Source organism: Enterobacter sp. UPMP701, assembly GCF_053709515.1.
This window is the reverse complement of record NZ_JBSKJN010000001.1, coordinates 1106696-1129788: the sequence shown is the minus strand read 5'-3', so window position 1 is coordinate 1129788 and position 23093 is coordinate 1106696. Positions and strand designations below refer to the sequence as shown.

Here is a 23093-nt window from a genome sequence, read left to right as displayed (position 1 = left end):
CGCTTTTTTTTGGCTTTTTTTCAGGAGCGGTTATGGCGGATTTGTCGAGACGGCGGTTTTTGCAGGCCAGCATGTTGGCGAGTGGCGCAATGCTGTTACCGGGTGTCATGGAGGCCGCATGGGCGGCGGGCTCGGATAAACCGGAACAGGAGACGGTACGCATCGGGTTTATCCCGCTGACCGACTGTGCCCCGGTGGTTATCGCAGCCCTGAAAGGCTTTGATAAGAAATACGGTATCACCCTTGTCCCCACCAAAGAGGCGAGCTGGGCGGCGGTGCGCGACAAACTGGTGGCGGGAGAGCTGGACGTCGCACACATTCTTTACGGCCTGCTGTACGGGCTGGAGCTGGGCATCGCGGGCAAACCGCAGCAGATGGCGAACCTGATGACTCTCAACCAGAACGGGCAGGCCATAACACTCTCCAGCGACCTGGCAGAGAAGGGCGTTCGCGATCTAGACGGGCTGAAAACGCTGATTGGGCAGCACGCGCCGGGAACTTACACCTTCGCGCATACCTTCCCGACGGGCACGCACGCCATGTGGCTTTACTACTGGCTGGCCAGCGCGGGCATTAACCCCTTTGACGACGTGCGCACGGTGGTGGTGCCGCCGCCGCAGATGGTGATGAACATGCGCATTGGCAACATGGTCGGCTTTTGCGTCGGCGAACCGTGGAACGCGCGGGCGATTAACGACCGTATCGGCTTTACCGCCGCCACGTCGCAGTCCATCTGGGCCGATCACCCGGAAAAAATCCTCGGCACGCGCCGTGACTGGGTGGAGAAAAATCCGCACACCGCCCGGGCGCTGGTGAGCGCCGTGATGGAGGCCGCGCGCTGGATTGAGGCGTCCCCTGAGAACAAGCGTGAAACCGCGCAGATCCTCTCGCGCCGCGCCTGGCTCAACTGCAAGGAACAGTATCTCACCGGACGCATGCTCGGCGAGTACGACAACGGCCTGGGCCAGCGCTGGCAGGACGCGCACCCGATCAGCTTCTTCAACGGGGGGGCCGTGAGCTACCCGTATCTCTCCGACGGTATGTGGTTCTTAACCCAGTTCCGCCGCTGGGGCTTGCTTAAAGCCGCGCCGGACTACGCGGGCATCGCGCAGCGCATTAACCAGACCGCGGTCTGGCAGGATGCCGCCACCGCCGTCGGCGGCATGTCCACACCGTCATCACCGTACCGCAGCAGCACGCTGATGGACGGTACCGTCTGGAACGGTACCGATCCGGAAGGGTACGCCAGCCGTTTCGCCATTCACCGTAAAGGGGCCTGATTATGCCGCATCTGCAAAACACGAAACCACAAGAGACGTCAGAGACCGGGGAAGTGATTGTCCTGCCTCCGGTACAGGTTCGCCGCCGCCCGCCCGCCTTTGCGCGCCGGATGAACGACTTTTTCCAGCGCGTTATCCCGGCGCTGCTCGGTCTCGGGCTGCTGGTGGTGCTCTGGCAGCTGGCGGCGATAAACAGCAAAGGTTTCCCGACGCCGCTCAGCACGCTCGATTCCGCTATGACCCTGTTCGCCGATCCGTTTTATCGCGACGGACCTAACGATATGGGCATTGGCTGGAACGTGCTTGCTTCACTGCAGCGCGTCGCCATCGGCTTTGGCCTCGCGGCGCTGGCGGGTATTCCGCTGGGCTTTTTGATTGGCCGCTTTACCTTTTTCGCGCGCATGTTTAACCCGCTGATTGCGCTTCTGCGCCCGGTCAGCCCGCTGGCCTGGCTGCCCATCGGCCTGCTGCTGTTCCAGAAAGCGGAGCCCGCGTCGAGCTGGACCATTTTTATCTGTTCCATCTGGCCGATGGTGATCAACACCGCCGAAGGCGTTCGCCGCATTCCGCAGGACTACCTTAACGTCGCCAGGGTGTTGCAGCTTTCCGAGTGGACCGTCATGCGCCGCATTCTTTTCCCGGCAGTACTGCCTGCGGTGTTAACCGGGGTACGCCTCTCCATCGGCATCGCCTGGCTGGTGATTGTCGCCGCCGAGATGCTCACCGGAGGCCTGGGCATCGGCTTCTGGATCTGGAACGAGTGGAACAACCTCAACGTCGAAAACATTCTCATCGCCATCGTCATCATTGGCGTGGTCGGGCTGCTTCTGGAGCAGGGGCTGATGCTGATTGCCCGTCGCTTTAGCTGGCAGGAAAAATAAGGAGCGAACATGAAACCATTAATTCAGGTCCAGGCCGTGAGCCAGCGTTTTTCCACCGCCAGCGGCGAGTTTCTGGCGCTACAAAACGTCTCTTTTGATATTCACGAGGGCGAAACCGTCAGCCTGATTGGCCATTCCGGCTGCGGCAAATCGACGCTGCTCAACCTCATCGCCGGGATTACGCTGCCGACGGAAGGCGGGCTTATTTGCGACAACCGTGAAATCGCCGGGCCGGGACCGGAGCGCGCAGTAGTGTTCCAGAACCATTCGCTGCTGCCGTGGCTGACCTGCTTCGACAACGTGGCGCTGGCGGTGGATCAGGTGTTCCGTCACACCATGAGCAAGGCCGAGCGCAAAGAGTGGATCGCGCACAACCTCGACCGCGTGCAGATGGGTCACGCGCTGCATAAACGTCCGGGTGAGATCTCCGGTGGCATGAAGCAGCGCGTCGGGATTGCCCGCGCGCTGGCGATGAAGCCGAAAGTGCTGCTGATGGATGAACCCTTCGGCGCGCTGGATGCGCTGACGCGCGCCCATCTTCAGGACTCGGTGATGCAGATCCAGCAGGCGCTGAACACCACCATCGTGCTCATTACCCACGACGTGGACGAGGCGGTGCTGCTCTCCGATCGTGTGCTGATGATGACCAACGGCCCGGCGGCCACCGTGGGAGAAATCCTGCGCATTGACCTGCCGCGCTCGCGCAACCGGGTGCAGCTGGCGGACGACAGCCGCTATCACCACATGCGCCAGCAGATCCTCCATTTCCTCTACGAAAAACAGCCGAAAGCGGCGTAGCGAGGGGGCTTTGATGCGACTGGTCATTATCGGTAATGGCATGGCGGCTACCCGGCTGATTGCGTCGCTCACCGGGCGTGCTTCCGGTCGTTTCGCTATCACCGTCATCGGTGACGAGCCGGAACATGCCTATAACCGCATCCAGCTCTCGCCGGTGCTGGGCGGTGAAAAAACGGCTGCGGGCATCAGCCTTCAGAATGACGAATGGTACCAGGCGCGCGGCGTGACGGTGCTGCGGGGCGAAAAGGCGATTGCCGTGGACGTGAACGCGCGGGAAGTGCAAACCACCGCCCGCACGCTGGTCTGGGATGCGCTGGTGTTTGCTACCGGGTCAACGCCCTTTGTTCCGCCAATTTCCGGCGGCGATGCGCCGCACGTATTCACCTTCCGTACCCTGGAGGATATCCGCGCCATTCAGGCCATCACTGGTCCGGCGGTGGTGCTGGGGGGCGGTGTGCTCGGCGTTGAGACGGCGGCAGCGCTGGCGCGTAAAGGTGACAACGTCACAATTGTTCATCGCGGTCCGTGGTTGATGGAACAGCAGCTTGACCAACAGGCGGGAATGCTGCTGGAAGATACGCTGGCGGCGCGGGGCGTTAGCTGTGAGCTCGCCTCTGGCATCGCGGCGATTAACGGCAAGAACGTGACGCTACTCAACGGGCACAGCATCGCCGCCGCGCGCGTGGTGCTGGCAACCGGCGTGCAGCCGAACGTTGCGCTGGCGCAGGCCTGCGGCATTCGCTGTGCGCGCGGCATCGTGGTGGATCAGCAGATGCAGACCTCCGTACCGGACGTCTACGCCATTGGCGAGTGCTGCGAAATTGACGGCCAGACGTTTGGCCTGGTTGCCCCTTGCCTGGCGCAGGCGGATATCCTCGCCGCGCGGCTGGCCGGGAACGTCACTGCGCCGTTTACCCTGACCGACAACGGCGTGCGCCTCAAGGTGACCGGCGTGGAGCTGTTCAGCCTCGGTCGCGTGGCGGCGCAGGAGGGCGATGTGGTCTGGAGTTCATGGGATCCGCTGAGCCGTCACTATCGACGTTTACTGATCCAGCAGGGGGCGCTGGCTGGCGTGCTGCTGATGGGCGACTGCCGCAGCGCGGCGACATTTACCGATTTACTGGCAACGGCTGCGCCCGCGCACGCGGACTGGCTGTTCGATCGTTTCACTACGCAACCGCAGGTTGCAGGACAGAACGCTATGACAAAACCTACTCTGGTGGTGGTTGGGCACGGTATGGTCGGCCATCATTTCCTCGAAGACTGCGTTAACCGCAATCTGCATCAGCAGTATCAGATTGTTGTCTTTGGCGAGGAGCGCTATGCCGCCTATGACCGCGTACATCTGTCGGAATATTTTGGCGGCCGCAGCGCGGCGTCGCTCTCGCTGGTGGAGGGGGAGTTCTTTGCCGATAACGGTATTGAGCTGCGCCTCTCGCAGCAGATCGTCGCTATTGACCGCGATGCGCGCGTGGTGCGCACCGCCAGCGGGCATGAGACTCACTGGGACAAGCTGGTACTGGCGACTGGCTCATACCCGTTCGTGCCGCCGGTATCGGGCAACGATCTGCCGGGCTGCTTTGTTTATCGCACCCTTGACGATCTGGACAACATTGCGGCGCATGCGGCAGGCTCGCGTCGCGGCGTGGTGATTGGCGGTGGCCTGCTGGGACTGGAGGCGGCGAATGCCCTGAAACAGCTCGGGCTGGAAACTTACGTGGTGGAGTTTGCGCCGAATCTGATGGCGGTGCAGCTCGACAACGACGGCGCGGCGATGCTGCGCAAAAAAATCGAGGCGCTGGGCGTCGGCGTTCACACCAGTAAAGCGACGACGGAGATCGCCACGACGGACGACGGACTGGTGCTGCGTTTTGCCGACGGGGAACAGCTCGAAACGGACATGGTGGTCTTTTCTGCCGGTATTCGTCCGCAGGACGCGCTGGCGCGCAGCAGCGGGCTGGCTGTCGGCGAGCGCGGCGGGATCTGCATTGACGACGGCTGCCGGACCTCCGATCCGGACGTGCTTGCCATCGGCGAATGCGCGCTGTGGGAGGGGAAAATCTTTGGCCTGGTGGCCCCGGGCTACCAGATGGCGCGCGTGGCCGCCGCCGCGCTGGCGGGCGAAGATAAAACCTTCACCGGCGCGGATATGAGTACCAAACTTAAGCTGCTCGGCGTCGACGTAGCCTCGTTCGGCGATGCCCACGGCCGCACGCCGGGCGCGCTGAGCTATCAGTGGACGCACGGACCGCAGCAAATCTACAAAAAAATTGTGGTCAGCCACGACGGCAAAACGCTGCTGGGCGGCGTGCTGGTGGGTGACGCCAGCGAATACGCTACGCTGGTGCAGATGATGCTTAACGGCATCAGCCTGCCGAAAGAGCCGGAAACGCTGATATTACCCGCGTTGTCAGGCAGCGCGCCGAAAACGCTGGGCGTGGCGGCGCTGCCGGAAAGCGCGCAGATCTGTTCGTGTCATAACGTCAGCAAAGGGGATATCTGCCAGGCGGTGAGCGCGGGCGCAGCGGATATCGGCGCCATTAAGCAGTGCACCAAAGCGGCGACCGGTTGCGGGGGCTGCAGCGCGCTGGTGAAGCAGGTCATGGAGTACCAGCTTGCCGAGCAGGGCGTGGAGGTGAAAAAGGATATCTGCGAGCACTTCCCGTACTCGCGGCAGGAAATTTACCACCTGGTGCGCGTCAACCATATCCGCAACTTTGACCAGCTTATCAGCCGATACGGCCAGGGGCACGGATGCGAAATCTGTAAGCCGCTGGTGGGGTCAGTGCTCGCTTCCTGCTGGAACGAGTATCTGCTGAAACCGGCGCATCTGCCGTTGCAGGACACTAACGACCGTTACTTCGCCAATATTCAAAAGGACGGGACGTATTCTATCGTGCCGCGTATGCCTGCAGGGGAAGTGACGGCTGACGGGCTGATCGCCATCGGGCAGATTGCGAAACGCTATAGTCTGTACAGCAAAATCACCGGCGGGCAGCGTATTGACCTGTTTGGCGCCACGCTCGAACAGTTGCCGGAAATCTGGCAGGCGCTGGTAGAGGCCGGGTTTGAGACCGGACATGCCTACGGGAAATCCCTGCGCACGGTGAAATCCTGCGTCGGGTCGACCTGGTGCCGCTACGGCGTGCAGGATTCCACCGGCCTCGCGGTCAGGCTGGAACACCGCTACAAGGGCCTGCGCGCCCCGCACAAAATCAAAATGGCCGTTTCCGGCTGCACCCGCGAGTGCGCGGAGGCACAGAGCAAAGACGTGGGGGTGATTGCCACCGACAAAGGCTGGAACCTCTATCTGTGCGGCAACGGCGGAATGAAGCCGCGCCATGCGGACCTTTTCGCCAGCGATCTGGATGATGAGACGCTGATCCGCACCGTTGACCGTTTCCTGATGTTTTACATTCGCACGGCGGATCGCCTGCAGCGCACCAGCACCTGGATGGACAACCTGGAAGGCGGACTCGACTATCTGCGCGAGGTGATCCTCAACGACAGCCTGGGCATTGCCCACGAGCTGGAGCAGGAGATGGCCCGGGTGGTAGAGACGTACCAGTGCGAATGGCAAACCACGCTCAACGATCCCAACCGCCTGGCGCTGTTCCGCACCGCGGTGAACGTCGCGCCGTCGGATGAAAGCAAGCGCTGGCAGGAAATTTGCGGCATAGAGGATATCCCCGAGCAGGCGGGCATTGGCGCGCGTCTTGGCCGCAAACCGATCGCGCTGTTCCGCTTTGGCAAAACCGTCTACGCCCTCGACGATCTGGAGCCGGGCAGCAGCGCGAACGTACTTTCACGCGGCATCCTCGGCGATGCGGCGGGCGAGCCGGTCGTTATCTCTCCGCTCTACAAGCAGCGCATTCGACTGCGCGACGGGCGTCAGGCCGAAAGCGGGGAGCCCGCAGTGCGCGCCTGGCCGGTCAAAATTGAAAACGGCAAGGTGTGGGTCGGCAACGAAGAGCTGGTGATGCGTGCGGAGGCCTCATGACGGAAACCCGGACAACGTGCCCCTACTGCGGGGTTGGCTGCGGCGTAGTCGCCAGCGTGGAAGGTGAAGCGGTCAGCATTCGGGGGGACGAAACCCATCCAGCGAATTTTGGTCGCCTGTGCGTGAAAGGATCGGCCCTGGGCGAAACGACGGGGTTACAGGGGCGATTGCTGCACCCCGTTGTTGACGGCCTGGAGGTGGACTGGTCGCAGGCGCTGAACGCGGCGGGTGAGAGGCTGCGGGGGATTATTGACACATGGGGGCCGCAGGCGGTGGCGTTTTACGCCTCCGGCCAGCTGTTGACCGAGGATTATTATGCCGCCAACAAGCTGATGAAAGGGTTTATCGGCGCGGCGAACATCGATACCAATTCGCGGCTCTGCATGTCCTCGGCGGTGGTGGGCTACAAGCGCGCCTTCGGCGAAGATGTGGTGCCGTGCAGCTACGAGGACGTGGAAAACAGCGACCTGGTGGTGCTGGTGGGATCGAACGCGGCCTGGACGCATCCGGTGCTGTATCAGCGGCTGGTGCAGGCAAAGCACAATAATCCGCAAATGAAGGTGGTGGTGATTGATCCGCGCAGCACCGCTACCTGCGATATCGCCGATCTCCACCTGGCGCTCAGGCCCGGCAGCGACGCCGGGCTGTTCGTGGGGTTGCTCAATCTGATCCAGGGCGCCGATGAGTGGCCGATTGCCCGCGTGGCGGCGTTTTGCGATCTTCCATCAGAGGATATTGGTACCTTTTACGACTGGTTTGTCACCGTGCCTCGCGCCATTACGCTCTATACGATGGGGATCAACCAGTCCTCCAGCGGCAGCGACAAGTGTAACGCCATCATTAACGTTCATCTTGCCAGCGGGAAGTTCAACCGTCCGGGCTGCGGCCCGTTTTCGCTGACCGGACAGCCAAACGCCATGGGCGGCCGGGAAGTGGGCGGGCTGGCGAACCAGCTGGCGGCGCATATGAGCTTCGAGCCGGACGATCTCTCACGGGTGGCGCGTTTCTGGGGAACGGAACGGCTGGCGCAGACGCCGGGGCTGATGGCGGTGGAGCTGTTTGACGCCATCGCCCGCGGCGAGGTGAAGGCGGTGTGGATTATGGGCACTAACCCTGCCGTATCGCTGCCGGACAGCCACGCGGTGTGCCAGGCGCTGGCGGCCTGTCCACTGGTGATTGTCTCTGAGGTGATGAACGATACCGACACCAGCCGGTTCGCCCATATCCGTTTTCCGGCGCGGGGTTGGGGAGAAAAAGACGGCACGGTGACCAATTCCGAGCGGCGCATTTCGCGCCAGCGCGCGTTTTTGCCCGCGCCGGGCGAGACAAAGCCGGACTGGTGGATCGTGGCTCAGGTTGCGAAACGGCTGGGTTACGGTGAGGCCTTTGCCTGGCAACATCCGCACGAGATTTTTGGCGAACATGCGGCGCTGACGGCCTTTGAAAATGACGGCGCGCGGGCATTGAACCTGCATGAACTGGCTGGACTAACCCGTGTAGCGTGGGACCGGCTTGAACCGTACCAGTGGCCGACGGGGAATTTTCCGCGCCGAAACGTAGTGCCTGTCGATCCGCTGCCGCACGGCGCGGCGGCTGGCGCGCTATACCCGGTGATCCTTAACACTGGCCGTATCCGCGACCAGTGGCACACCATGACCCGTACGGGATACGTGCCCCGGCTGATGCAGCATATCGCGGAGCCGTTTGTTGAGGTCTGCGCCGCAGACGCCATCCGGTTTTCCCTCTGCGACGGCCAACTGGCGCGCATCAGCTCCCCGCGCGGCGTGATGGTTGCCAGAGTACGCATCAACGACGGAATACGGGAAGGCGAGGCGTTTGCCCCGATGCACTGGAACGCTGAGTTTGCCCGCCAGGGAAAGGTCAATACGCTGGTGGAAGGGCGCGTCGATCCGGCTTCGGGCCAGCCGGAGAGTAAACAAACCGCCGTCAGAATCATGCCCTGGCAGCCCGCCTGGCAGGGGGAACTCTATGCCCGGGAATGGCCGGAAATGCCATCCTCGGTTTATTGGTGGCGTAAAGCTGCTCGCCTGACGGTGGCGGGTGATAAGCCGCTGCTGTCGTGGGTCATGGATTATGCCAGCGGCCGGGGCTGGCAGCTGCAGGTTGCGCAAACCGGAGAACGCAGCAGCGTGCTGGCCTGGCATAACGGCGAGCTGATGCTCGGCTTCTGGGAAGGCACCGCGCTGCCGGTGCTGACGCACCCGGTGATTGAAGCCGCTTTTCAGTCGCCGCCCGTGCAGCCTGCAGCCCGCCACGCATTGCTGAACGGGGAGGGCGTGGGGGAGACTGTCGATCCGGGGCGCATTATCTGCAGCTGTTTCAGCGTTGGCGAAAACGCGATACGGGAGGCGATTGCAGGAGGGTGTGATTCCGTAACCATGCTGGGCGCGCGGTTACGCTGCGGAACGAACTGCGGTTCGTGCGTGCCTGAGCTCAAAACAATGTTTCAGGAAATTCCGGAAAATTCCCCTTAAAGCTGCAAATAGGGAGAAATAGCGTTAAGGTAACGGGTGTTCTTACGTAAGCACCGGGTAATTCTTACGACATTGATGACTGTTTCTCCCCCTTTCCGAACGCTTGTTTTACTCTCCCTTGTTACTGCCGGAGCCGTCCACGGTGCGCCGCATTCCTTTATCCAGCAGGCACAAAACCCCTTTGATAATAACGGGGATAATTTGCCAGATCTCGGAATGGCAGCGCCCACCGGCGAGGGCGAAAAGCATCTGGCGGAAATGGCGAAAGCCTTTGGTGAGGCCAGTATGACCGACAATGGCCTGACCACGGGCGAGCAGGCGCGGCAGTTTGCCTTTGGTCAGGTGCGCGACGCGGTGAGCGGCGAAGTGAACCAGCAGATCGAATCCTGGCTGTCGCCCTGGGGGAATGCCAGCGTCAATTTGCTGGTGGATAACGACGGGAAATTCAACGGCAGCAGCGGGAGCTGGTTTATCCCCTGGAACGATAACAACCGTTACCTGAGCTGGAGCCAGCTGGGGCTGACGCAGCAGACGGATGGCCTGGTCAGTAATGCCGGAATCGGCCAGCGCTGGGTCGCCGGAAAATGGCTGCTGGGCTACAACACCTTTTACGACAACCTGCTGGACGAAAACCTGCAGCGTGCCGGACTGGGCGCCGAGGTGTGGGGGGAAAATCTGCGCCTGTCAGCCAACTACTATCAGCCTTTTGCCGGCTGGCGCGAGCGCTCTGACGTCCAGGAGCAGCGCATGGCGCGGGGATATGACGTTACCGCCAAAGCCTGGCTGCCGTGGTTTCATCACCTGAATACCAGCGTTAGCTTTGAGCAATATTTTGGTGATAACGTCGACCTCTTCAACAGCGGAACCGGGTATCACAACCCGGTGGCGGTCAATCTCGGGCTTAACTATACCCCCGTACCGCTGGTGACGCTGACCGCCGGACATAAGCAGGGCGAAAGCGGCGAGAGCCAGAATAACCTGGGGCTGAAGCTCAACTATCGCTTCGGCGTACCGCTGGTTAAGCAGCTCTCCGCCGGGGAGGTCGCGGCCACGCGCTCCCTGCGCGGAAGCCGCTATGACTCGCCGGAGCGCAGTGGTCTGCCGATCATGGAGTTCCGCCAGCGTAAAACGCTGTCCGTCTGGCTGGCGACCCCGCCGTGGGATCTGAAAGGGGGTGAGACCGTCATGCTGAAACTGCAGGTTCGCAGCACCCACGGTATCCGTCAGATCCACTGGCAGGGTGATACCCAGGCATTGAGCCTGACGTCACCAGGGAAAAGTGACAGTACCGACGGCTGGAGCGTAATTATGCCTGCCTGGAATGACGCTGAAGGGGCGACAAACCGCTGGCACCTCTCGGCGGTGGTGGAAGATGCGAAGGGCCAGCGCGTCTCGTCCAATGAGATCACGCTTAGCGTGGCGCAGCCGCTGGTCGCATTACCTGACGACGACCCGCGCTGGAAGCTGCTGCCGGATGAATGAGGCTTAAAAAATACGTTCCTGATGGACCCACACCGCGGCTTCCACGCGGGATTTTAACTTCATTTTCTTCAGCATATGCTTCACGTGCACTTTGACCGTACTTTCGGTGATATCCAGACGGCGGGCGATCATTTTGTTCGGCAGGCCCTGGGCAATCAGCTTAAGAATATCGCGTTCGCGCGGGGTTAACTGACTGACGTCACGGTCAGAGGTGGCGCGATTGGCGCGCAGGCTGGCGGCCAGCACCGGCGTCAGGGCTTCGCTCAGCACCATCTCGCCTGCGGCAGCCTGCTGCAGCGCCTTAAGCAAGTCTTCCGGCTCCATATCTTTCAGCAGATACCCATCCGCGCCGCGCTTCAGCGCCGTGACGACGTCCTCTTCGTGGTTGGAGACGCTAAACACCACCACGCGACCGGAAAGGGATTTCTCGCGCAGCTTGTCGAGGGTTTCCAGACCGTTCATGCCGGGCATGTTGAGATCGAGCAGGATCAGATCCGGATCGAGGGATTCGGCAAGCTCAATGCCCTGTTCACCGTTGCTGGCCTCGCCAACGACGGTAATGTCGGGTGCCATGCTGACCAGCTGTTTTACGCCAGTACGCAGCATCGGATGGTCGTCGATCAACAGGATGGATGCCGGTTCCTGATTAGTCATGGGTTTCTCCTTGAGCAGTTGTAAGCGGTTTTTCGGGAATAAAGGTGACCACAACTTCCGTGCCACCCGTCTCTCTCCGGCGAACCTGGCAATCACCGCGCAGGCTTTGGGCGCGGTCTCGCATGATAATTAAACCATAGTGGTTAGTGCGTTCGGCATTTTCCGGCACGCCGCGGCCGTTGTCGTGAACCGTCAGTCTGACCTGATTGTCGTGCTGGCTAACGGTGACCGTAACCGCCGTCGCTTCAGCGTGTTTAAGCACGTTGCTCAGCGCTTCGCGGGCGATCTGCAGCAGATGAATCGCCTGATGAGAGGGAACAAACCGCGGCGGCAGCTGGTAATCCAGCTTCACCGGGAACCCCAGACGGGCGCTAAATTCGTGGCAGCTGGATTCCAGCGCCGGGCGCAGGCCCGGCTCGGTCAGCTGCAGGCGGAAGGTGGTCAGCAGTTCGCGCAGCTGTACCCAGGAGGTGTTCAGCTCGTTGCGGATCTGGCTCAGCAGCTGTTTGTTGCTTTCCGGCATTTCCGCATCCTGCATCTGCAGGCAGCTCACCTGCATTTTCATACAGGAGAGCGACTGAGCGATAGAGTCGTGAAGCTCGCGGGCGATGGTCGCGCGCTCTTCCATTACGATCAGCTGCTGCTGTTTTTCCTGATGCCTGTCGAGCGCCAGCGTGGCCGTTAGCTGTTCAACCAGCGTATCCACCAGCTGCTGCTGGTCGTGGCTCAGGTGACGACCCGTAGGCAGGGTGGCCAGCAGAATGCCGTACTGGGTATGGCTGTCCGTCAGGCGCCATTTCAGCGTGGTGCCGCCAGACGTCAGCGGCGGCAGGCCGCGCGGGCAAAGGTGACAGCCTTTGTCATCGCAGGACATGTCCGACTGACAGGTGAATTCCTGGTGGTTCTCTTCATCTTCCACATCGTAAACCCGCAGCTCCAGATCGTGCAGCAGGGTCAGATTTTGCAGGCCGTTGAGCACCGGCGAGAGGCGTTCGCATAGCGGCACCTGCATGTGCAGCCGACGGTTAGCCTGCCACAGGAAGGAGAGGATTTCGTTTTTCTGCTCCAGTCCTGCCGTTTTTTCCTGCACGCGCTGCTCCAGCACCGCGTAGCTTTCAGACAGCTCAGCCGACATGGTATTCAGTGCCTGACCAAGCATGGCCATCTCGTTGCGCCCGCTGATGTGCGTACGCTGGGTAAAATCTCTGTTCGTGACGGCGCGCGCCATTGCCAGCAGCTGTTTCCAGGGATTCAACAGCCGGGCCCGGAGCCAGACGATGGTGAAGATCAGCAGCAGACCCATAAAGAGGGCCATAGCGCGATGTACCATCACCACCCGGTCGATGCGTAATTCGGTGGTTTGGTCGAAAGCGGAGACCAGCGAATCGATGCGGGAGACAAAACCCGCCACGTCCCGCGCAACGGTCTCCGTGGTGCGCGCCTGTTTCAGACCGGGCTCCAGCTGGGTGTGCCAGTAGCCCTGAAGCGCTTTAAGCTGGGATTCCTGACCGGCTCGAATGGCGGCGTTTTCCAGTTCAGGGCTGAAGGCCGTGCGCTCCATCTCATCAATTAATGGCCGATCGTCCTGCGTCAGGGGGACCGACGCCAGCAGACGGTAACTCTGCATGCGTAGCGAGCCTGCCTCATTGATGGCATGCGCATTACCCTGTACCCCTTGTACCAGCCAGCCAGAAATCGCCATGCCGGTCACGCCGAGGGCGGTGGACAGCAAAACAATCAGGGCAACCTGATTCACGAGAGTCAGCGGTGATAAACATCTTTTTAACATAGAGTTGCCGGGCTCCTGACGTGGCCTGCTTGCAGGAATGGCGCTATTCTGGTGCATACCCTGGAGTATACCCATACCAATAAAGGATTACTCCTAAATTGCCAAAGGAGTAAGGGGGAGGGGGAGGACGGAGCAGGGAATCTACAGCACCGTGAAAAACCACGTCTTTTTTACCGATATATCCTACTCACTAAGGATGAGAGCTTTTTTCGGGCCGCAAATCCTTCCACTTTTCCTTTGATTTATATCAACTTACCGCCGCTCTAAAACCCTAATGTTTGCAGCATCATTCGAGAATCAGAGGTGTCTATGAGTCACTCATCCGCTCCCGAAAGGGATAATGGTGCCGTTATTACTGAATGGCGTCCAGAGGATCCGGCGTTCTGGCAACAGCGCGGCCATCGTGTAGCAAGCCGAAATCTGTGGATTTCCGTTCCGTGTTTGTTATTAGCGTTTTGCGTATGGATGTTGTTTAGTGCAGTGGCGGTAAACCTGCCAAAAGTAGGGTTTACGTTTACCACCGATCAGCTGTTTATGCTGACCGCACTGCCGTCGCTTTCGGGCGCATTGCTGCGCGTGCCTTATGCGTTTATGGTCCCGGTATTCGGTGGCCGTCGCTGGACGGCGTTCAGTACGGGTATCATGATCATCCCTTGCGTATGGCTGGGTTTTGCGGTGCAGGATACCTCCACGCCGTTCAGCGTGTTCGTGATTATCTCCCTGCTGTGCGGTTTCGCTGGCGCTAACTTCGCCTCAAGCATGGCAAACATCAGCTTCTTTTTCCCGAAAGCGAAGCAGGGCGGCGCGTTGGGTATTAACGGCGGCCTGGGTAACATGGGCGTAAGCGTGATGCAGCTGATTGCGCCGCTGGCGATCTCTGTTTCTATATTTGCGGCCTTTGGCGGCGGTGGCGTTGAGCAGGCGGATGGTTCTTCCCTCTATTTGCAGAACGCGGCCTGGATTTGGGTTCCGTTCCTGGTGGCCTTCACCCTCGCGGCCTGGTTCTTTATGAACGATCTGACCGCGTCGAAGGCATCCCTGAGCGAACAGCTTCCGGTGCTGAAGCGTGGTCACCTCTGGGTGATGGCACTGCTTTATCTGGCCACCTTCGGTTCGTTCATCGGCTTCTCTGCGGGCTTCGCCATGCTGTCGAAAACCCAGTTCCCCGACGTACAGATCCTGCAATTCGCCTTCTTCGGTCCGTTTATTGGCGCGCTGGCCCGTTCACTGGGCGGCATGGTGTCGGATCGTCTGGGCGGTACCCGCGTAACGCTGGTGAACTTCGTTGTGATGGCGGTCTTCTGCGCGCTGCTGTTCCTGACGCTACCTGCTGACGGGCAGGGCGGTAACTTCATCGCCTTCTTCGGCGTGTTTATGGTGCTGTTCCTGACGGCCGGGCTGGGGAGTGCTTCCACCTTCCAGATGATCTCCGTGATCTTCCGCAAGCTGACGATGGATCGCGTTAAAGCGCAGGGCGGAAGCGAAGAACAGGCCATGCGTGAAGCGGCGACGGATACGGCTGCGGCCCTGGGCTTTATCTCTGCCATTGGTGCAATTGGCGGCTTCTTTATCCCGAAAGCGTTTGGTATCTCGCTTGACCTGACCGGCTCTCCGGCTGGCGCCATGAAAGTCTTCCTCGTCTTCTATATCGCCTGCGTTGTGATTACGTGGCTGGTATATGGCCGTAATACCAAGAAAAATAAGTAAGTATGATTATCCGTTTACGCGGCCTTCGGGCCGCGTTTTTTTTAACCCGCATAATAGTTACAACATACTGATGCTTTTCACAGCAGACGCCTGCAGGTAACACTGCGATCGCCATCGCTTTACAGGTGGGTCTACCCCTTAATACCTGAGATGTTAAATTTTGCCGGGGTTATTGTACGATGAATCATAAATCTCTTTATAAATCATCTGGTTAGTCATATTAAAAATATACCGCTTTGGTGGTATTTGGTCTAACCCTTCCTTTTAAAGTCCCTCTTCGTCTTGATCGTTATCAATTCTCCTCCTCTTTCAGGGCGTTACCTTCGCTGCAAATCAGCAATGTCGATTTAGAGAGCCACAGGCTCCACACAGGAGATACCCGATGAGCAAATTTTTGGACCGGTTTCGCTACTTCAAACAGAAGGGTGAAACTTTTGCCGATGGGCACGGCCAGGTTCTGGATACCAACCGGGACTGGGAAGACGGTTACCGTCAGCGCTGGCAGCATGACAAAGTCGTCCGTTCTACCCACGGCGTGAACTGCACTGGCTCATGTAGCTGGAAGATTTTCGTTAAAAACGGTCTGGTGACCTGGGAAATGCAGCAGACTGACTATCCGCGCACCCGTCCGGATATGCCGAACCACGAACCGCGCGGCTGCCCGCGTGGCGCCAGCTACTCCTGGTATCTCTACAGCGCCAACCGTCTGAAATACCCGCTGATGCGTAAACGCCTGATGAAGATGTGGCGTGAAGCGAAAGTCCAGCACAGCGATCCGGTTGATGCCTGGGCGTCCATTATTGAAGATGCCGACAAAGCAAAAAGCTTCAAGCAGGCTCGCGGTCGCGGTGGTTTCGTTCGCTCCTCATGGAAAGAGGTGAACGAGCTGATTGCCGCCTCCAACGTCTACACCGTCAAAACCTACGGTCCTGACCGCGTGGCGGGCTTCTCGCCCATCCCGGCGATGTCGATGGTTTCTTACGCCTCCGGGGCGCGTTACCTGTCTCTTATCGGCGGTACCTGCCTGAGCTTCTACGACTGGTACTGCGACCTGCCGCCTGCGTCTCCGCAGACCTGGGGCGAGCAGACCGACGTGCCGGAATCCGCCGACTGGTACAACTCCAGCTACATCATCGCCTGGGGCTCTAACGTTCCTCAGACCCGTACCCCGGACGCGCACTTCTTTACCGAAGTCCGCTACAAAGGGACCAAAACCGTTGCGATCACTCCGGACTACGCGGAAATCGCCAAGCTGTGCGACCTGTGGCTGGCGCCGAAACAGGGTACCGATGCCGCGATGGCGATGGCGATGGGCCACGTCATGCTGCGCGAATTCCACCTCGACAAACCAAGCCAGTACTTTACTGACTACGTGCGTCGCTACACCGACATGCCGATGCTGGTGATGCTCGAGGAGCGTGAGGGTTACTATGCCGCTGGTCGCACGCTGCGCGCCGCCGATCTGGTGGATGCCCTGGGCCAGGAAAACAACCCTGAGTGGAAAACCGTTGCCTATAACAGCAACGGCGAGCTGGTGGCACCTAATGGCTCAATCGGCTTCCGCTGGGGCGAAAAAGGCAAATGGAACCTGGAGCAGCGTAACGGCACCACCGGTGAAGAGACGGAGCTGCGTCTCAGCATGCTGGGCAGCCAGGACGAGATCGCTGAGGTCGGCTTCCCGTACTTTGGTGGCGAAGGTTCAGAGCACTTCAACAAGGTTGAACTGAAAAACGTTCTGATGCACAAACTGCCGGTTAAGCGCCTGCAGCTGGCCGACGGTTCTACCGCGCTGGTCACAACCGTTTATGACCTGACCATGGCGAACTACGGCCTGGAGCGCGGGCTGAACGACGAAAACTGCGCAACCAGCTATGACGACGTGAAGGCCTACACCCCGGCCTGGGCGGAGCAGATCACCGGTGTGCCGCGCGCGCAGATCACCCGTATCGCTCGCGAATTTGCGGAAAACGCCGACAAAACCCACGGTCGCTCCATGATCATCGTCGGTGCCGGTCTGAACCACTGGTATCACCTCGATATGAACTATCGCGGTCTGATCAACATGCTGATCTTCTGCGGCTGCGTCGGTCAGAGCGGCGGCGGCTGGGCGCACTACGTGGGCCAGGAAAAACTGCGTCCGCAGACCGGCTGGCAGCCGCTTGCGTTTGCCCTCGACTGGCAGCGTCCGGCTCGTCACATGAACAGCACCTCGTACTTCTATAACCACTCCAGCCAGTGGCGCTACGAGACGGTCACCGCGCAGGAGCTGCTGTCGCCGATGGCGGATAAATCCCGCTACAGCGGTCACCTGATTGACTTCAACGTGCGTGCTGAACGCATGGGCTGGCTGCCGTCTGCGCCGCAGCTGGGCACTAACCCGCTGCGCATTGCGGAAGCGGCGAAGAAAGCGGGGATGTCGCCGGTGGATTACACCGTGAAATCCCTGAAGGATGGCTCAATCCGCTTCGCGGCAGAACAGCCTGAGAACGGTAAAAACCATCCGCGTAACCTGTTCATCTGGCGCTCCAACCTGCTGGGCTCGTCCGGTAAAGGCCACGAGTACATGCTGAAATACCTGCTCGGTACCGAAAACGGTATTCAGGGTAAAGATCTCGGCAAGCAGGGCGGCGTGAAGCCAGAAGAGGTGGAATGGAAAGACAACGGTCTCGACGGCAAGCTGGATCTGGTGGTGACGCTCGACTTCCGTCTGTCCAGCACCTGCCTGTACTCCGACATCGTGCTGCCAACCGCTACCTGGTACGAAAAAGACGACATGAATACCTCGGACATGCATCCGTTTATTCATCCGCTCTCTGCGGCCGTTGACCCGGCGTGGGAATCAAAAAGCGACTGGGATATCTACAAAGACATCGCGAAGAAATTCTCTGAAGTTTGCGTAGGTCACCTGGGCAAAGAGACCGACGTGGTGACGCTGCCAATCCAGCACGACTCTGCCGCCGAACTGGCGCAACCGCTGGACGTGAAGGACTGGAAAAAAGGCGAGTGCGACCTGATCCCGGGCGTCACCGCCCCGCACATTATTCCGGTTGAACGTGACTACCCGGCGACCTATGAGCGCTTTACCTCTATCGGCCCGCTGATGGAGAAAATTGGTAACGGCGGAAAAGGGATCGCGTGGAACACCCAGAGCGAAATGGATCTGCTGCGTAAGCTCAACTACACCAAGGCGGACGGCCCGGCCAAAGGCCAGCCAATGCTGAACACGGCGATTGATGCAGCAGAGATGATCCTGACCCTGGCTCCGGAAACCAACGGCCACGTTGCCGTGAAAGCCTGGGCGGCGCTGAGTGAATTTACTGGTCGTGACCATACGCACCTGGCGACGAATAAAGAGGAAGAGAAAATCCGCTTCCGCGATATTCAGGCCCAGCCGCGCAAGATTATCTCCAGCCCGACCTGGTCAGGCCTCGAAGATGAGCATGTGTCTTACAACGCCGGTTATACCAACGTTCACGAGCTGATCCCATGGCGCACCCTGTCTGGTCGTCAGTCGCTCTATCAGGATCACCAGTGGATGCGCGACTTCGGGGAAAGCCTGCTGGTTTACCGTCCGCCAATCGACACCCGCTCCGTGAAAGCGGTGATGGGCGCGAAATCGAACGGTAACCCGGAGAAGGCGCTGAACTTCCTGACGCCGCACCAGAAGTGGGGTATTCACTCCACCTACAGCGACAACCTGCTGATGCTGACGCTGTCGCGCGGCGGTCCGATTGTCTGGATGAGCGAAACGGACGCCAAAGATCTGGGGATCGAAGATAACGACTGGATCGAAGTGTTCAACAGCAACGGTGCCCTGACGGCGCGTGCGGTAGTGAGCCAGCGCGTACCGGCCGGGATGACCATGATGTACCACGCGCAGGAACGTATCGTGAACCTGCCGGGGTCAGAGATTACCGAGCAGCGCGGCGGTATTCACAACTCCGTGACCCGTATTACGCCGAAGCCAACCCACATGATCGGTGGCTATGCGCAGCTGGCCTACGGCTTTAACTACTACGGCACCGTAGGATCGAACCGCGATGAGTTCGTGGTGGTACGTAAGATGAAGAATATTAACTGGTTAGACGGCGAAGGTAATGACCAGGTACAGGAGAGCGTAAAATGAAAATTCGTTCACAAGTCGGCATGGTGCTGAATCTGGATAAATGCATCGGCTGTCATACCTGCTCGGTCACCTGTAAAAACGTCTGGACCAGCCGTGAAGGTATGGAGTACGCCTGGTTTAACAACGTGGAAAGTAAGCCGGGCACCGGCTTCCCGACCGACTGGGAAAACCAGGAGAAGTGGAAGGGCGGCTGGATCCGTAAAATCAACGGCAAACTGCAACCGCGCATGGGTAACCGTGCAATGCTGCTCGGTAAAATCTTTGCTAACCCGCATCTGCCGGGCATTGAGGATTATTACGAGCCGTTTGATTACGACTACCAGAACCTGCACAACGCGCCGGAAAGCAAGCACCAGCCGATCGCCCGTCCTCGCTCGCTGATCACCGGTCAGCGCATGGACAAAATTACCAGCGGTCCAAACTGGGAAGAGATTCTGGGCGGCGAGTTCGAAAAACGCGCCAAAGACCAGAACTTCGAGAACATGCAGAAGGCGATGTACGGCCAGTTCGAAAACACCTTCATGATGTACCTGCCGCGCCTGTGCGAACACTGCCTTAACCCGGCGTGCGTGGCGACCTGCCCAAGCGGCGCCATCTACAAGCGTGAAGAAGATGGCATTGTGCTGATCGACCAGGACAAGTGCCGCGGCTGGCGTATGTGCATCACCGGCTGCCCGTACAAAAAAATCTACTTCAACTGGAAGAGCGGTAAGTCTGAGAAGTGCATCTTCTGCTATCCGCGTATCGAAGCCGGGATGCCGACCGTCTGCTCAGAGAGCTGCGTAGGCCGTATCCGCTACCTTGGCGTGCTGCTGTATGACGCGGACGCGATTGAAAATGCCGCAAGCACCGAGAACGAGAAAGATCTGTATCAGCGTCAGCTGGACGTGTTCCTCGATCCAAACGATCCGAAGGTGATTGAGCAGGCGCTGAAAGACGGTATTTCGCAGAGCGTGATTGACGCGGCGCAGCAGTCTCCGGTGTACAAAATGGCGATGGACTGGAAGCTGGCCCTGCCGCTGCACCCGGAATATCGCACGCTGCCGATGGTCTGGTACGTACCGCCGCTATCTCCGATTCAGTCTGCGGCGGACGCGGGCGAGCTGGGCAGCAACGGCATTCTGCCGGACGTGGAAAGCCTGCGCATCCCGGTTCAGTATCTGGCCAACCTGCTCACCGCCGGGGATACCCAGCCGGTACTGCTCGCGCTGAAACGCATGCTGGCGATGCGTCACTTCAAACGTGCGGAAACCGTTGACGGCGTGAACGATACCCGCGCGCTGGAAGAGGTCGGCCTGACCGAAGCGCAGGCGCAGGAGATGTACCGATATCTGGCGATTGCTAACTACGAAGACCGTTTCGTGGTGCCGAGCAGCCACCGTGAACTGGCCCGCGAAGCCTTCCCGGAAAAAAGCGGATGTGGCTTTACCTTTGGCGACGGTTGCCACGGGTCCGACAGCAAATTCAACCTGTTCAACAGCCGCCGCATCGACGCCATGGATGTGACCAGCAAAACGGAGCCGCACCAATGATTGAACTCGTCATTGTTTCGCGTCTGCTCGAGTACCCGGATGCTGCGCTTGCGCAGCATCAACAGGAACTCTTTGATGCACTCGCGTCATCTGAAAACCTGGATAAAGAGGATGCCCAGGCGCTGGGCGTTTTCCTCCGGGATCTGCTGGCGCGCGATCTGCTCGATGCCCAGGCGGACTACAGCCAGCTGTTTGATCGTGGCCGCGCGACGTCGCTGCTGCTATTTGAACACGTTCACGGGGAATCGCGCGACCGCGGTCAGGCGATGGTGGATTTGATGGCTCAGTACGAACAGCACGGTCTGCAGCTGGACAGCCGCGAGCTGCCGGATCATCTGCCGCTGTATCTGGAGTACCTGGCGCAGCTGCCAAAAGAAGAGGCGCTGGGTGGTCTGCAGGACATCGCGCCTATTCTGGCGCTGCTCAGTGCGCGTCTTCAGCAGCGCGAGAGCCGCTATGCGGTGCTTTTCGATCTGCTGGTGAAGCTGGCGAACGCCTCGGTTGACAGTGAAAAAGTGGCGGAGAAAATCGCGGACGAAGCCCGCGACGACACCCCACAAGCGCTGGACGCGGTCTGGGAAGAAGAGCAGGTGAAATTTTTTGCTGACCAGAACTGCGGCGAGTCTGAAATCTCCGCTCACCAGCGTCGTTTTGCCGGCGCGGTTGCCCCGCAATATTTGAATATCTCTAACGGAGGACGGCACTAATGCACTTCCTGAATATGTTCTTCTTTGACATTTACCCGTATATCGCGGGCACCGTGTTCCTGGTGGGAAGCTGGCTGCGTTACGACTACGGCCAGTACACCTGGCGTGCCGCCTCCAGCCAGATGCTGGACCGCAAAGGGATGCACGTCGCGTCTAACCTGTTCCACATCGGGATTCTGGGGATTTTTGCCGGTCACTTCCTCGGGATGCTGACGCCGCACTGGATGTACGAAGCGTGGCTGCCGATTGAAGTGAAGCAGAAGATGGCGATGATCGCCGGCGGTGCCTGCGGGGTGATGACCCTGGTGGGGGGACTGCTGCTGCTGAAACGTCGTCTGTTCAGCCCGCGCGTGCGTGCTACCACCACCGCAGCGGATATCCTGGTCCTCTCCCTGCTGATGGTGCAGTGTGCGCTCGGTCTGCTGACCATTCCGTTCTCGGCGCAGCATATGGACGGCAGCGAGATGATGAAGCTGGTCGGCTGGGCGCAGTCCGTGGTCACCTTCCACGGTGGCGCGTCTGAGCACCTGGACGGCGTGGCGTTTATCTTCCGCGTTCACCTGGTGCTGGGCATGACGCTGTTTGTGCTGTTCCCGTTCTCCCGTCTGGTGCACATCTGGAGCGCGCCGGTGGAGTACCTGACGCGCAAATACCAGATTGTACGCGCCCGTCGCTAATTCGTCGTTTTAATACTCACCCCGCATTCGCGGGGTTTTTTTTCGCCCCAGCCCAGGTTATTGCCCGCTGCTGCAAACAGGATCAACGCGCCGCCCGCCAGTTGCGTCAGGTTCAGCGAATGTCCGAACACCACATTATCGACAACAATCGCCACCACCGGATAGATAAACGACAGGGAGCCGGTAATGGGGGTAGGCAGCTTCTGGATCGCGCTATACAGCAGCTGGTACATAATGCCGGTATGGACGATGCCGAGCGTCAGCAGGATCGGCCAGGGAAAATCACCAGAAAATGACGGCAGGCTGGCAAACGGCAGAAGCATCACGATACCCGTCAGCACCTGGATAAAGGCGATATGCTGCGGTGCGATTGTTTTCAGTTTGCGCGCAATGATTGCCGTCAGCGCGTAGAAGAAAGCCGCTGACAGCGCCAGACCGATTCCGGTGAGCCATTCACTGCCATGCGCGCCGGTTAGCTCGCTGGAGAGCAATACCACCACGCCACCAAAGGCGAGGAACAGCCAGCCCCATTTCACCATGCTGACGCGTTCACCTAAAAACATCCCCATCAGGACCAGCATAAACGGCTGGGTGTTATAGACCACGGTAGAAAGCCCGATAGAGATCCGTTCATAGGCCGCGAAGAGCAGCAGCCAGTTCACCACGAGCGCCACGCCGCCGAGAATGGCCAGCAGCAGCGTGGAGCGGGTGAGGGGACTAAAGGGCTTTTGACTTACCCTGATAAAAATAAAAAGCGCCATTGCCCCGATAAGACAGCGCCAGAACACCACTTCCGTCACCGGCAGGCCGCTGAGCAAAACGAACGCGCCGATAGAACCTGAAATTAACATCGCCAGGCCCATCTGCCAGACGCCTTTATGTAAATCACGCATCATTCACCTCCCGATTAATAACGCTATTGTCGAAAATCGCTGTCGGGTTTTACAGGGGTGAGATAAGGTTGA

General features: G+C 59.5%; 14 protein-coding genes. 11 read left to right on the top strand and 3 right to left on the bottom strand.

The genetic code is table 11. The annotated features are described in order from the left end of the window. The first annotated feature begins 32 nt into the window (after positions 1–32). The 6 genes from ACWKXT_RS05490 to ACWKXT_RS05465 all read left to right on the top strand — a co-directional run bounded on the left by ACWKXT_RS05490 (position 33) and on the right by ACWKXT_RS05465 (position 10936). The gene (locus ACWKXT_RS05490) at positions 33–1280 is read left to right on the top strand and encodes a CmpA/NrtA family ABC transporter substrate-binding protein (protein WP_454531882.1); all 1248 of its coding nucleotides are present in this window, start codon (positions 33–35) and stop codon (positions 1278–1280) included. Positions 1281–1282: 2 nt separating this feature from the next. Next, positions 1283–2161 (top strand): nitrate ABC transporter permease, encoded by an 879-nt coding sequence (gene ntrB, locus ACWKXT_RS05485; RefSeq protein ID WP_454529588.1) that lies wholly within the window; start codon positions 1283–1285, stop codon positions 2159–2161. Positions 2162–2170: 9 nt separating this feature from the next. Then, complete coding sequence (locus ACWKXT_RS05480) at positions 2171–2959, top strand: ABC transporter ATP-binding protein (protein ID WP_454531881.1); 789 nt, start codon at positions 2171–2173, stop codon at positions 2957–2959. A 13-nt stretch (positions 2960–2972) separates the two neighbouring features. Then, positions 2973–6959 (top strand): nitrite reductase large subunit NirB, encoded by a 3987-nt coding sequence (gene nirB / locus ACWKXT_RS05475; protein ID WP_454531880.1) that lies wholly within the window; start codon positions 2973–2975, stop codon positions 6957–6959. Continuing rightward, a complete protein-coding gene (locus ACWKXT_RS05470) occupies positions 6956–9454 on the top strand; it encodes a nitrate reductase (RefSeq protein WP_454531879.1) in 2499 nt (832 codons plus the stop codon). Before nirB ends, ACWKXT_RS05470 begins: the two co-directional genes overlap by 4 nt. 75 nt (positions 9455–9529) lie before the next feature. Beyond that, complete coding sequence (locus ACWKXT_RS05465; protein ID WP_454531878.1) at positions 9530–10936, top strand: YchO/YchP family invasin; 1407 nt, start codon at positions 9530–9532, stop codon at positions 10934–10936. Positions 10937–10939: 3 nt separating this feature from the next. Here ACWKXT_RS05465 and narL read toward each other — a convergent pair whose 3' ends face one another. Next, entirely contained in the window at positions 10940–11590 is a 651-nt protein-coding gene (gene narL / locus ACWKXT_RS05460) for a two-component system response regulator NarL (protein WP_003856701.1), read from the bottom strand. Beyond that, the gene (gene narX, locus ACWKXT_RS05455) at positions 11583–13379 is read right to left on the bottom strand and encodes a nitrate/nitrite two-component system sensor histidine kinase NarX (RefSeq protein WP_454531877.1); all 1797 of its coding nucleotides are present in this window, start codon (positions 13377–13379) and stop codon (positions 11583–11585) included. The genes narL and narX overlap by 8 nt, the downstream gene beginning before the upstream one ends. Positions 13380–13688: 309 nt before the next feature. Here narX and ACWKXT_RS05450 point away from each other — a divergent pair, with 309 nt between their 5' ends. The 5 genes from ACWKXT_RS05450 to narI all read left to right on the top strand — a co-directional run bounded on the left by ACWKXT_RS05450 (position 13689) and on the right by narI (position 22128). After that, positions 13689–15086: a NarK family nitrate/nitrite MFS transporter gene (locus tag ACWKXT_RS05450; protein WP_454531876.1), complete on the top strand. Its 1398-nt coding sequence runs from the start codon at positions 13689–13691 to the stop codon at positions 15084–15086. Positions 15087–15468: 382 nt separating this feature from the next. After that, the gene (locus ACWKXT_RS05445; RefSeq protein ID WP_454529581.1) at positions 15469–19212 is read left to right on the top strand and encodes a nitrate reductase subunit alpha; all 3744 of its coding nucleotides are present in this window, start codon (positions 15469–15471) and stop codon (positions 19210–19212) included. Further along, positions 19209–20744, top strand: coding sequence for a nitrate reductase subunit beta (gene narH, locus ACWKXT_RS05440; RefSeq protein WP_422711457.1), 1536 nt, complete (start codon positions 19209–19211; stop codon positions 20742–20744). The genes ACWKXT_RS05445 and narH overlap by 4 nt, the downstream gene beginning before the upstream one ends. Beyond that, a complete protein-coding gene (gene narJ / locus ACWKXT_RS05435) occupies positions 20741–21451 on the top strand; it encodes a nitrate reductase molybdenum cofactor assembly chaperone (protein ID WP_454531875.1) in 711 nt (236 codons plus the stop codon). The genes narH and narJ overlap by 4 nt, the downstream gene beginning before the upstream one ends. Continuing rightward, positions 21451–22128, top strand: a complete 678-nt coding sequence (gene narI, locus ACWKXT_RS05430) for a respiratory nitrate reductase subunit gamma (protein WP_454531874.1) — start codon at positions 21451–21453, stop codon at positions 22126–22128. Before narJ ends, narI begins: the two co-directional genes overlap by 1 nt. Here the strand turns inward: narI and ACWKXT_RS05425 are convergent. Continuing rightward, positions 22125–23021 (bottom strand): DMT family transporter, encoded by an 897-nt coding sequence (locus ACWKXT_RS05425; RefSeq protein ID WP_454531912.1) that lies wholly within the window; start codon positions 23019–23021, stop codon positions 22125–22127. The two genes, narI and ACWKXT_RS05425, sit on opposite strands and share 4 nt — an antisense overlap. Positions 23022–23093: the final 72 nt, after the last annotated feature.

Coding starts and splice junctions, on each gene's coding strand:
- ACWKXT_RS05490 (WP_454531882.1), top strand. CDS start 33: ATGGCGGATTTGTCGAGACGGCGGTTTTTGCAGGCCAGCATGTTGGCG.
- ntrB (WP_454529588.1), top strand. CDS start 1,283: ATGCCGCATCTGCAAAACACGAAACCACAAGAGACGTCAGAGACCGGG.
- ACWKXT_RS05480 (WP_454531881.1), top strand. CDS start 2,171: ATGAAACCATTAATTCAGGTCCAGGCCGTGAGCCAGCGTTTTTCCACC.
- nirB (WP_454531880.1), top strand. CDS start 2,973: ATGCGACTGGTCATTATCGGTAATGGCATGGCGGCTACCCGGCTGATT.
- ACWKXT_RS05470 (WP_454531879.1), top strand. CDS start 6,956: ATGACGGAAACCCGGACAACGTGCCCCTACTGCGGGGTTGGCTGCGGC.
- ACWKXT_RS05465 (WP_454531878.1), top strand. CDS start 9,530: ATGACTGTTTCTCCCCCTTTCCGAACGCTTGTTTTACTCTCCCTTGTT.
- narL (WP_003856701.1), bottom strand. CDS start 11,590: ATGACTAATCAGGAACCGGCATCCATCCTGTTGATCGACGACCATCCG.
- narX (WP_454531877.1), bottom strand. CDS start 13,379: ATGTTAAAAAGATGTTTATCACCGCTGACTCTCGTGAATCAGGTTGCC.
- ACWKXT_RS05450 (WP_454531876.1), top strand. CDS start 13,689: ATGAGTCACTCATCCGCTCCCGAAAGGGATAATGGTGCCGTTATTACT.
- ACWKXT_RS05445 (WP_454529581.1), top strand. CDS start 15,469: ATGAGCAAATTTTTGGACCGGTTTCGCTACTTCAAACAGAAGGGTGAA.
- narH (WP_422711457.1), top strand. CDS start 19,209: ATGAAAATTCGTTCACAAGTCGGCATGGTGCTGAATCTGGATAAATGC.
- narJ (WP_454531875.1), top strand. CDS start 20,741: ATGATTGAACTCGTCATTGTTTCGCGTCTGCTCGAGTACCCGGATGCT.
- narI (WP_454531874.1), top strand. CDS start 21,451: ATGCACTTCCTGAATATGTTCTTCTTTGACATTTACCCGTATATCGCG.
- ACWKXT_RS05425 (WP_454531912.1), bottom strand. CDS start 23,021: ATGCGTGATTTACATAAAGGCGTCTGGCAGATGGGCCTGGCGATGTTA.